Origin of the sequence: Roseburia sp. OM04-10BH, assembly GCF_003462605.1 — a bacterium.
GTDB lineage: Bacteria > Bacillota > Clostridia > Lachnospirales > Lachnospiraceae > Roseburia_C > Roseburia_C amylophila.
This window is the reverse complement of the sequence record NZ_QTZI01000006.1, coordinates 83,537-95,540: the sequence shown is the minus strand read 5'-3', so window position 1 is coordinate 95,540 and position 12,004 is coordinate 83,537. Positions and strand designations below refer to the sequence as shown.

The following is a 12,004-nucleotide window of genomic DNA, read 5'->3' as shown; positions in this document are numbered from 1 at the left end:
CCTTATACGCCGCAGTGCTCAGCCTTGCGGAGCGTTTTTTACTTTACAGGAAAGCAATTTCCTATAAAGTAAAAAATCCGAAGAATCATAACATTTTATCTGCTATGATTCTCCGGATTATTTATTTCCTTACCAGAATTTACTTTTTCTCTTTTTTCTTTAAGGATGGAATATGAAGTTCCTTTTTCTCAGAGGCTTCCTCTACCGGCCCCTCCAGATGTACGATTTCATTGGTCTTTTCATCGACTTTTTCCAGGCGGATATACTCATCCGTATCCTCCGGCAGTTTTCGTTTCCGCAGACAATAATCCACGGTCTTATCGATAATATAATAGATGACCGCAAAGGTCGGAACGCCCAGTATCATTCCGCCGATTCCAAAGAGTCCGCCGCCTACCATGATGGCAAATACCACCCAGAAGGAATTCAGTCCGGTGGAATCTCCTAAAATCTTCGGTCCGATAATATTTCCATCTACCTGCTGCAAAATAAATATAAATATCAGGAAATAGATTCCCTTAATCGGATCTGCCAGTGCGATGATAATAACGCTCGGTATTGCTCCGATAAAAGGGCCAAAAAACGGAATAATGTTGGTCAATCCCACGAATACGGAAACCAGCAGGGTATATGGCATCTTCATAATCAGAAGACAGATATAACATAATACGCCGATAATGGCGGAATCCAATAATTTACCGGAAATAAATCCACCGAATATTTCATTGCTCTTCCGGAATGTGTCAATAATTACATTGCCCCGCACCGGTTTGAAAATGGCATATACAATCTTTTTGGACTGACCGATAAATTTCTCCTTCGTCATCAGCACATAAACGGATACGATAAGTCCGATGATTGCATTCATCAGCACCTTAACCATATTGATTACACCACTGGTAATGGATGTAATGTAGGTCTGGATGTTTGGCAGGAAAGACTCCTTTACCCAGTTTTCAAGGTACGTTACCATATCCATCATGTTCGTTTCTAAGGACTGTATGATTTCATTATCTGAATTTGTCAGTCCATTGAACCAGTCAATAAATGAATCCACCTGCTTTGGCAGGGAATTTACCATTCCAGAAATACTGCTGATTAACTGCGGAATCATCATGGCAAACAGCAGGATTACAATTAATACAAAGACAACTACCGCTCCACCGGTTGCAATACTCCTTGCAATCTTCCTGCACTTCTTCTCTTTCTGCACTCTTGGTTCTAAGAAATGCAGCAAATGCTTTTCAAAGAATTTCATAATTGGATTAATGAGGTATGCAATCACAAGTCCGAAGGTAATCGGCTGTAATACCCTCATTATAGTGTCCCAGCCCTTTGAGACACCATTGTACCGGTATATCATAAAGAAAAACATTGTGCAGCAGCAGAACAGTACAAATACCAGCACTGCAAGGCTGATGTACCAGCGCATCCCATGTTCTGTTTTCCCGCTCTTTTTCTTATCTTCTTCCATTCCGTTCTCCTTCTTTTTCCGGAATTTTATTTCCGGTTATAGTTAATGAGGCATCCTTTACGGATAATCTCTCTCTCCTCGTCAGTAAGGTCACCCAAGGTTAATGAGAACTCGGTTAACTGTCCGTCTTTTACGGCATACGCTTTTACTTCCGGAGCTTTCTCTTCTACTGCTTTGCGGATTTCCGGTACAAAGAGATAGTCTCCGTTGGCAAATGGCAGTTCTCCTTCTTTGATGATAAATGGAAGCATACCCCAGTTAATCAGGTTGGAACGATAACGCTTGGTTGCATATTCGTTGGCAATGTTTGCCCAGCCGCCTAATACTTTCTGGCAGGATGCTGCCTGCTCACGGGCAGAACCGTCGCCTGGTTTTACTGCAAAAATGGTACTTCCGATTCCGGTATTCTCTTCATTGATATCCGGGAACTGTGTACGGATTGCATCTACAGCTGCCTTTAATTCCGGCAGCACTGCGTATGGCTCTTCGCCTGCTTCTCTTGCCGCTTCTGCCTTCTGTACTTCTTTCGCACGTCCAACGTATGCAGGGTCTTTTCTGGAAAGTGTGAACTCTGCCAGTCCCAGCGGGTTAGAACGGTAAGAAGATGTCTCTCCGGAAGGAATCAGCTCATCGGTTGTAGTTACCGGATCATGAATCTCGGATACTACCTTTAAGATGAGGTTATCGGTTAATGCTACCATCTTTGGCCAGTCTTTGATGTTTGGTCCCATCTGGATTTCTACAGATGGATCTGCTACACCATGGCTGTCAAAGACACGGTTCTCATATATGGTCTTATCAAAGAAATATTTCGGCTTGCTGAAGTTTACATCCACATCAGTTGCTGCGGTTAAATATCCCTTGTTTGCTGCGGTTGCTGCAATAGAACGGGCATCCATCAATGCTACGGATGCAATCTGGCCGTTCTGTACCTTGGAACCTTCACGATTCGGGAAGTTTCTGGTAGAGTGACGGATGGAGAATGCATTGTTAGCAGGTGTATCTCCTGCGCCGAAACATGGTCCGCAGAATGCAGTCTTAACGATTGCTCCTGTCTCCATTAATTTCGCTACAGCTCCGTTTTTCACCAGTTCCATGTAAATCGGGGTACTTGCCGGATATACGCTTAGGGTAAATTCATCCGGTCCGATGCTGCTTCCCGCTAAGATGTCTGCTGCATCACAGATATTTTCAAATCCACCACCGGCACAGCCTGCGATGATTCCCTGGTCTACATATAGTTTTCCATTGCGGACTTTATCCTTAAGATTTAAGTCTACTGCTCCATTGAAGCTTACCTGTGCTTTCTTCTCGCAGTCATCCAAGATGTCCATAAGGTTTGCATTCAGTTCTTCAATGGTATAGGTATTGCTTGGGTGGAATGGCATTGCAATCATTGGACGGATGGTGCTTAAGTCAATTTCAATCATGCCATCATAGTAAGCAACCTGTCCCGGATTTAATTCTTTGTATTCTTCTACTCTTCCGTGAATGTCATAGAATTCTTTCACTTTCTCATCAGTTGCCCAGATAGAGGAAAGACAGGTAGTCTCTGTGGTCATTACGTCTACGCCGATACGGTAATCTACGCTTAAGTTTGCAACACCAGGTCCTACGAATTCCATTACTTTATTCTTTACATAGCCATTGGCAAATACTTCACCGATGATTGCCAGTGCGATATCCTGCGGCCCAACGCCTTTTACCGGTTCTCCGGTTAAATATACGGCTACAACGCCCGGCATATTGATATCATAAGTCTGCTCTAAAAGCTGTTTTACAAGCTCCGGTCCACCTTCGCCCATTGCCATGGTTCCCAGTGCTCCGTAACGGGTATGGGAATCAGAACCAAGAATCATTTTTCCGCCGCCTGCAAGCATTTCACGGGCAAACTGGTGAATAACTGCCTGATGAGGTGGTACATAGATTCCGCCGTATTTCTTTGCACAGGTCAGTCCAAACATGTGGTCATCTTCGTTGATGGTTCCACCTACTGCACAAAGGCTGTTATGACAGTTGGTCAGTACATAAGGAATTGGAAACTTTTCCAGTCCGGATGCTCTGGCTGTCTGGATAATTCCAACATATGTAATGTCATGGGAAGTCAGCTTATCAAATTTGATTTTCAGCTTCTCCATGCTGCCAGATGTGTTGTGGTCCTTTAAAATACCGTATGCAATGGTATTTTTTGCTGCTTCTTCTTTGCTTACCGCAGTGCCTGTCATGGATGCAATAGCTGCGGATGCTTCGCTATTGTCTTCTACTACGGTACATCCGTTTACGAGATATGCCCCTGTCTCATGTAACTTCATGAATGTTTCCTCCTGTTTTCTGAACTGATTACTATTTTATACCTCTTCCTATATAGGAAGAAATCGGCGGGGAAAAAGCCACCGCCGATACTCTTTTTCTAATTCGTTATTATAAAGAAACGTCTGTTAAAAATCAACCCTTTTCAAGGATTCCCCACGGTTTGCAAGGTTCCTTATTATGCCAGCGGAAAGGTAATGGTAACAGAGAATAAATCACCGTCCAGAGTTACTTCAAAGGTTCCGCCCATAATCGTGGTAAGATTCTGGGCAATGGAAAGTCCCAGTCCGCTTCCTTCCGTGGTTCTGGATTCGTCTCCTCTTGCAAAACGCTCCGTCAGCTCTGCCGCACTTCCATGCAGTGGCTGCTCGGAAATATTTTTAATAGAGAAGATTACCTTCTGCTCTGATGTCTCCATGGTCACATAGACTCTGGTGTGTGCCATGGCATATTTTGCCACGTTGTTATAAAGATTCTCTACCACGCGCCAGATTCGTCTGCCGTCCGCCATAATGACAACGGATTCCTTCGGCAGCTTTGTAATCGTAGTCAAGTCCTTCGTTTCAAACTTCTCATTAAATTCACCTGCAGTCTGGTAAATCAGTTCCACAAAATTAATTCTTGTCATCTGAAGTGTTATATTTCCAGAGCTGATTCGCGATGCCTCTACCAGATCTTCTGTAAGCTGCCTTAACCGCTGGGATTTTTCTTCCAGTACATTCAGATAATTCTGCATCCGCTCACTTTCCGGCTTCTCCATTTTCATGAGGTTTACATAATTCAAAATAGAAGTCAGCGGTGTCTTGATATCATGGGATACATTGGTGATTAAGTCTGCCTTCATACGCTCGTTTTTGGTATTCTCTTCCACCACAAGATGCAGGCTGTCTCCAATGCTGTTTACTGCCTCTGCCAGCTTTTTGCTGTCGCTGTGAAGATTCTCTAACGGAATCTTATAGGATAAATCTCCTTCCGTAATCTGTCTGATTCCCTTCATGATTTCCTGCTTCTGTACTACATCCCGGAGATAGATTACACCGATAACAATAATCTGAAGTGCCAGAAGAATTCCACCTAACAAATGTCTTCTTGTAAAGAACTGATACGCCAAAAACAAAAATAACAACGCATTAAATACAAAGGTAACAATGACACGCACCGATGCTTTCCATGTTCCAAGTACTCGCAAAGTGCTGACATATACCCAGTTGGTAAAGCTGTATTCCCAGAACACGCCGGCTTTCATACGCCTTATAACACTGGTATAGAAAATCTGGAACACGCCGTCATAGATAAAGGAAATCACTCCTACTACCACAAGCATTCCCGGAATATCCCACTCATAGGATGCCGCAGAAAAGCTTAAAACCAATATCAGCACAGAAAATACAATAAATATCAAAAAGAAAAATTCCGTCTTAATATGGTCAATCCAGTTTAAATGAATCTTATCATCCTTATGATTACGTCCTGCTGCAAGAGTCAGATAAACCAGTGTTACAATCCAGCCCAAAAGACTTACCACAATGGTTACAATCGAAATCATGCCCCAGGGATGCAGCGTCATAAATTCCGATTTTGCTATTGTAAATCCATCTTCATTTGGGAATGTGGTATCTACTGCCACCAGAAAGACTGCATTATTTCCTATGCCGGACATGGTTCCATCAATGTATTTGTAATAATAATCTTCCATTCCCTTTACATTGCTGCGGAATTTCAAATCTTTATCATTACAGTAGAGATAGCTTCCCTTTTCTTTTCCGTAATCCAAAAGGTTATGTGCTTTGTCTCCGAATACATAAGAGGTAATATCTTCTTCCGTATCCTCTAACATATTTGTGTAGATAACCTGCTCATTTTCAATAAAGACATAAGATAAATTCGTCTCAGAATCATCAAATTCATTCAGTGCTTTCCGGTAGGCAGTTTCTTCCTGGCCGATACGATCCAAGGTCTTTGCCAGTGCCTGATACAGCTCCTGGCCTTCCTCTTCCGTAAGCCTGCCCTCCTGTATGCCCTGGGCAATGGAAATACCGCTCTGTGGCAGGTATTTTTCCTCGATTTTATCGGCATACTGCACATATCCTTCCTTCGACCATGCCACCAGGTCACTTAAGGTATAATTTTCAAACTGTGCCTTGTCATTTTCCCCGTCATATTCTTCTGTGCCGGAGATACTGCTGTCATCATACATCCAGTATGCTGAAGCACCATTCCTCACCAGTGTCATGGTATAGCTTTCTTCTGTATCGTTACGGATAATGCCGCTTCTTGCGTATTTGATAACATTGACCGGTTTCTCTGAATCGTATTCCCCGTTGGTCTCAAAATTTTTCCGGGTCATTAAGAAATTAGTCAGTTCCGTTACCTTCTGCTCATAGACATAGCTGTAGTAACTGGAATCCACATAGCTCTGATTCGTCAGATTATCCATGTCTATCATGTGCTTTCCGTTTAATGCCGCTACCATAAAGACGGACATCAGCAGCAGGACAGAAAACAGTAACTGCAGGAGAATAATGGTATTTTTCCATACATTTCCATAGTGTCTGTTCTTCATATTTGCTTTCCTTCGTTAATTCTTCTCAACTTTATATCCAACGCCCCATACTACTTTTAAGTATCTTGGCTCCTTCGGATTAATTTCAATCTTTTCACGGATATGACGGATATGAACAGCAACGGTGTTATCTGCACCAATTGCATCTTCATTCCAGATATTTTCATAAATTTGTTCAATAGAAAATACTTTACCCTGATTCTTTACCAGAAGCAGAAGAATATTATATTCAATCGGAGTAAGCTTCACTAATTCACCATCCACGGTGACTTCTTTCAAATCATCATTAATCATAAGACCGCCAACCTGATATACTGTCTCATTGCTTTCGCTGACATTGCCAAGCTGGGTATAACGGCGAAGCTGTGATTTTACTCTTGCTACCAGTTCCAGCGGGTTAAATGGCTTGGTCACATAATCATCAGCACCGATGTTAAGTCCTAAGATTTTATCAGAATCCTCGGATTTTGCTGATAAAATAATAATTGGAATGCTGCTTTCCTCCCGAATCTTTAAAGTTGCCCGGATACCATCCAGTTTCGGCATCATGACATCAATAATCAAAAGATGCACCTCATTTTTCTTAAGCATATCCAGTGCCTGTTCTCCATCATATGCTTTCAAGACATGATAGCCTTCCTGTTGCAAGTAAATCTCGATTGCTTCTACAATTTCTTTATCATCATCACATACCAGTATATTCATTTCGTCCTCCTGTCCTCATGCTCTATCTTTACTGATTTTTGAATACTTCATACTGCGAACACATAAACTACCTCATAATTATCTATAGCGTATCAGATTTTTCTTAATAGGAAAAGCGTACTTTTCTTAAAAAACATTTAAAATTGTGTTATACTATATTAAATTCGTATCTTTCATAGCATTTTGTTGTGAAAATATCTGTTTTATGATTGATTATTTTTGAAAGGATTGTTTATGAAGAAGCATTATACCTTTATTCCTTTAAAGGAAAAAGATTTATCCTCCTTCCGGAAAGCATTAATCAGCAGCCTGTGGTTCCGCCCCTGTGCCTGCCTGCTTGCCCTGATTGTCATTGGCATTATCGGTTACCGGAAGCTTGCGGTGCTCACCAGTGAGATGTATTTTCTCATTCTCTATGGAATTGCTGCCGGTTTCATTCTCTACCGCATGATACGAGAACTTGCCAATCTGCATCAGGTCAGCACCCTGCGTAAATCCAGCCTGCTTCCTTTTATTCATACTGCCAAAGAAGACGATACCTTCTATTCGGAGGAATTATCCGGCGGGTTTATTATCCAGACCGAGCCAATTAATCTGGTAGAGTTATCTACCAGCAAAGAAGTACTCGCTGAACTTGCCGCCAACTGCGAAACTCAGAATCCACTCTTTGCTTATCTGGAATCCTGCATCAACAGCGGTGATGAAAAATTAATAAACAAAGGCGTCATCTATATTGAGATTATTAAAAAACAATTGGAAAAAGGAAATGTGGATATTCTTGCCACATATGACAAATTAAAAAATTGCAGGGAGGAACTTCTCTAAAGTCCTTCCTGCAATTTGGTTTACGTAGTTCTATTTCTTTTTGTTATCTTTTTCTTTTGCTTTCCACTTGAAGTACTCTGCATCCAGATCCACCGTAACTTCCGGAATCTCTTTCTTTCCTTCGGCCGCATCTTCCTCCGGTTCTTCATCCTCTAAAGGAATTCCGGCTTTCTTAAAGTATTCCGGATTAATCCGGATTTCCGGCTTGATTGCCTGATATGAGGATTTCTTTTCTTCCCTCGGCTCTTTCTTCTCTTTTTCACGTTCCTTTTCCAGTTCGTGGTTACGTTCTTCGATTAATTTCAGATACTTTTCGGTATCTACCATATCCTGAAGCTGGCTCTTAAGCTCTGACTGGTTCTCCCGGATAACCACCTTCTGGGTCTTCATATCATCCTGGGCCTTCTTCAGAATATCCTGAAGGGCATCTGTTGTATCCTGCATAATATGCTGTACCCGCTGAAGGGCATCATCGGTATACAACACAGCGGCTGCATAGACATCTTCAGCATTCCGGCTTGCTTTAAAAATCATGGCATCGCCTTTTTTGCGTGCCTCCCGTTCTGCCTTGTCCCTGCTCTGCTGCGTCACTTCATATTCATCCATCATCTCGTAAATACAGGCATTCAGATGATTGAGATATTCAAACATTTTCTTCTTCTCAACAATAATCTTCTCACCGGTATTGTCATAAAGTTCACTTCTGGATATTAATACATGTATATCCCGTAATACCCTCTCCAGTTTGTCCTGTGTACTCATGATATTCTCCCTTCACCTTGGCTATATATATCGTACAATGTCCGAGCCTGTCTCTGCAAGACCTAATTCCACCGGTTCTTCTCCCGCTGCTTCTAACAGTTCTACCACCCGGTCTGTATCTTCTTCTGCCACCAGTATCAGCATTCCAATTCCCATATTAAAAATATTTCTCATCTGCTCTTTGCTGATATTACCATCTTTATGCAGCATATCGTAAAGTGGTGGAATATCTTCTTCCCGCTGCTTTATCACTGCACCGGCAGCATTATGCATCAGAGTATGTACTGCCTTATCAATACCTCCATGAGCCACCTGTACGCAGGATTTGATTTCTATCTCACTCTGAAGCAATGCTTCCATGGCATCCCGGTACATACGGGTCGGTGCCAGAAGCAGATCTCCTAACGTAGAACCCAATGATTCATAATAGATTTCCATAGAAGTCTTCGTCAGATATAATTTTCTCCTGGCTGCCACATAGCCGTTATTATGAAGTCCATTGGATGGAAGTCCAATAATAACATCTCCAGCTTTCACCGGTGCTATTCCTATTTTCTTCTTTTTCTCTACAACTCCGGCAATAAAGCCAACCAGATCATACTGGTCATAGGAGAAAATATCGGAAAGCTCCTTAATTTCACTTCCGGCATAAGTCACATTTCCCTGCCGGCAGCCATTTTCCATACCCTCTTCCATGTCCCGGATATATTCAAACTTGGGACGGGCACAGGAAATATTGTCATAAAAAAGAAGCGGTTTTGCTCCCATGGCATACATATCATTGATACAGACAGCTGCACAATCATAACCTACCGTGTTAAATCTCGACATTTCCGAAGCCAGCAGCAATTTTCCACTTACCGCATTAGTTCTTGATACCAGAATCGGCTCATCATATTTTAAGAACTCTCCCAAAGGTATTTCATTTGTCAATTCTTTTAAGTCAAACTTATCTCGCACTCTCTAACTACTCCAAACTTTTTTCATCTGTTCTATAGCATACCACACTTCCACTCATGTGTTAACTTTTTTTCAATTTTCTTCTGCGGATGCGGCGTATGACCTTGACAATCAATACAATTATGAAAATCAGAACAAGGAGTACCACAAGAACAACTCCCACAATCATTGCTGCATATTTATTCGGATTTTTCAGTCTTGCGCCAAGGCTCTTATCATCATCTACCACCTTGCGGTCATGAAGTCCGTTATAATATTCCGGCATCTCTGCAATACCATTTTCTCCTTCTTCAAAGGATTCCATATAGCGGGCAATGGATACCCATGCCTTTAATTCCTGGTCACCATCATAAATAATGCAGTCTTCAAAATCTTCTACTTTACTTCCATCTGCATTCTTTGGCACAATGGAAAGCAGTCCATATGACATATCCGTTACTGCACTAAGCATCTGGCCGCTGTAAAGGTCAGCTACGACGCAGTATAATTTGTCATCTTCAATTTCTTCTCTCTTATCATCCTTCGTCAGATATACATCTGTTACCCGGTTTAGTATCAGACGGTTCGGATTATAGGTCATATTCAGTCCGGAGCAGTAAAGTCTTGCTGTTGTCATATAATCGGAAATGGAAGCATCAATCTCTGCTACCGTTTTTAATTCTTTTCCGGTCAGGTATACCTTAATCAGCGGGTAACCCGGCACGCCATCTGCCCCGATTCCAAGGGAAAAGGAGTTAAAGACATCTGTTACCGTAACATCCCCCGGCACATAGGTATCACGGACAGTTCCGCTTGGAACGACTGCCACATCAATTTCTTCGCCGTCATAATCCTTCGTATGGGTTGCCCCATAAATATAAGCATCCGCCATGAGATCCCCCAGATTGTGCTCCGTATGTTCCTCATACAAATCATCTACAGATGCAAATTCATATTCATTCTCACATAATACTTCCGATGCAGTATATCCAAACTGTTTTAAATATACTTCATCAATATTGGCTTCGAAAGTATCTATCTTCTCCTGGGCTGCTTCATCTGCCTCTATATCCGGCCGGATTGGAATAAGCTTATAATCTTCTACCTCCCAGCGTCCTTCCTTATTCTGTGCTAAATGCATGGTTCCAACATTAATTCCATACTCTCCGGCAGAAACAATCGCAGTATTTCCCTGTATAATCGGCTCTTCCAATGTGGTATGGGTATGTCCGCTGATGATAACATCCAGCTCCGGCACTGCCTTTGCAAGAAGTTCATCCTCGGATTTCTTTGGGTCTTCACTGGTTCCACTGTGGGAGAGGCAGACAATCATATCCACATCTTCTTTTTCCTTTATGGCTGCCACAGTCTCCCTCACCGCCTCAATTGGATCTTTAAACTCAAGCGCGCAGGTTGGTGCACAGGAAAGGGAATCCTTGCCAAATACTCCAAGCAATGCGATTTTTACACCGCCCTTCTCGATGACTTCATAATCCTTTACACCATAATGATCAAAGGCATCTTTTAAAAGCTGTCTCTCATCATTCATCTCTGACCAGTCAACGTTACAGACCAGCAGGGACGGCACTACATCACCGCTGGCTGCCGCTATATCAAGCATCTGCGCTAAGCCTTTGCTTCGATAATCAAATTCATGGTTTCCAAAGGTCGTTGCATCATAGCCAAGATAGCCTAACATCCGAAGCTCAGATGCCTCTTCTTCATAAACTGTCTGGAACAGTGTTCCCATGGAAAAATCTCCACCGTCTACCACCAGCGTATCCGGATTTTCTTCCTTCTTCTCATCAATGACTGTTTTGATTCGTGCAAATCCGCCTGCTTCCACATTTTCTCCATCTACTACCGTACGGAAGCTGTTCAAATGGGAATGGGTATCATGGGTAAATACGATATCCACCGACTTCGGCTTTTCTTCTGCTGCGGATGCTGTTGTTACCTGCAGACTGCATACCCCCATACATGCTGCCAGTAATAGTGCTTGTAGCTTTGCTCTTATTTTTTGTCCCCTCATATTATTCTCCTTTTTTTCTATTTTAGATGCGAAAGAAATTTTTAGAGTATTGTAATTTTGTTTTCTGGATTTATCCATTAGATTTTCTTTTAAGCAGAATACGCCTGCTTCTTTCAGACATTTTTGCTTTCTGCCGTTTTGTCTTTCCGGTTGCTTTGACCGGATACTTCCGACTGTCCGTCTGCTACGGATACCAACATTATGTCTGCAAGGGACTCTAAGAATTTCGATATACAATCTATATTTTGCGGCAACCGACGCAAATTCACATCCATGTTCAGTTGCGCCTCGCTGGCACGTCCCTGCGCCAGCGTTGCCGGTTGCTGTCGAAATTCTAAGAGTCCCTAACAGACTGCATAAATGGTATCCGTATGCAGACGAACCGCCGGAAGTA

At 42.3% G+C, this 12,004-nt stretch carries 8 protein-coding genes; 1 reads left to right on the top strand and 7 read right to left on the bottom strand.

The annotated features are described in order from the left end of the window. Positions 1-139: 139 nt before the first annotated feature. The 4 genes from DXB43_RS07950 to DXB43_RS07935 form a co-directional block, all read right to left on the bottom strand. Positions 140-1,474, bottom strand: a complete 1,335-nt coding sequence (locus DXB43_RS07950; protein WP_242997863.1) for an AI-2E family transporter — start codon at positions 1,472-1,474, stop codon at positions 140-142. Positions 1,475-1,500: 26 nt separating this feature from the next. Next, positions 1,501-3,786 carry a hydratase gene (locus DXB43_RS07945; RefSeq protein WP_022242856.1) on the bottom strand — a complete coding sequence of 762 codons (2,286 nt, stop codon included), beginning with the start codon at positions 3,784-3,786 and terminating at the stop codon, positions 1,501-1,503. Positions 3,787-3,962: 176 nt separating this feature from the next. Beyond that, positions 3,963-6,347, bottom strand: coding sequence for a HAMP domain-containing sensor histidine kinase (locus tag DXB43_RS07940; RefSeq protein ID WP_117947289.1), 2,385 nt, complete (start codon positions 6,345-6,347; stop codon positions 3,963-3,965). Positions 6,348-6,362: 15 nt separating this feature from the next. Next, positions 6,363-7,052: a response regulator transcription factor gene (locus tag DXB43_RS07935; RefSeq protein ID WP_022242854.1), complete on the bottom strand. Its 690-nt coding sequence runs from the start codon at positions 7,050-7,052 to the stop codon at positions 6,363-6,365. 234 nt (positions 7,053-7,286) lie between these two features. Between DXB43_RS07935 and DXB43_RS07930 the strand changes: the two genes are divergently transcribed. After that, positions 7,287-7,877, top strand: coding sequence for a hypothetical protein (locus DXB43_RS07930; protein ID WP_022242853.1), 591 nt, complete (start codon positions 7,287-7,289; stop codon positions 7,875-7,877). A 30-nt stretch (positions 7,878-7,907) separates the two neighbouring features. On the opposite strand, the gene DXB43_RS07925 is transcribed toward DXB43_RS07930, so the two are convergent. The 3 genes from DXB43_RS07925 to DXB43_RS07915 form a co-directional block, all read right to left on the bottom strand. After that, complete coding sequence (locus DXB43_RS07925; protein ID WP_117698888.1) at positions 7,908-8,639, bottom strand: hypothetical protein; 732 nt, start codon at positions 8,637-8,639, stop codon at positions 7,908-7,910. 21 nt (positions 8,640-8,660) lie between these two features. Continuing rightward, a complete protein-coding gene (purM, locus tag DXB43_RS07920) occupies positions 8,661-9,599 on the bottom strand; it encodes a phosphoribosylformylglycinamidine cyclo-ligase (RefSeq protein WP_117947288.1) in 939 nt (312 codons plus the stop codon). 61 nt (positions 9,600-9,660) lie between these two features. Further along, positions 9,661-11,610: a bifunctional metallophosphatase/5'-nucleotidase gene (locus DXB43_RS07915; RefSeq protein ID WP_117947287.1), complete on the bottom strand. Its 1,950-nt coding sequence runs from the start codon at positions 11,608-11,610 to the stop codon at positions 9,661-9,663. Between the last annotated feature and the right edge of the window lie 394 nt (positions 11,611-12,004).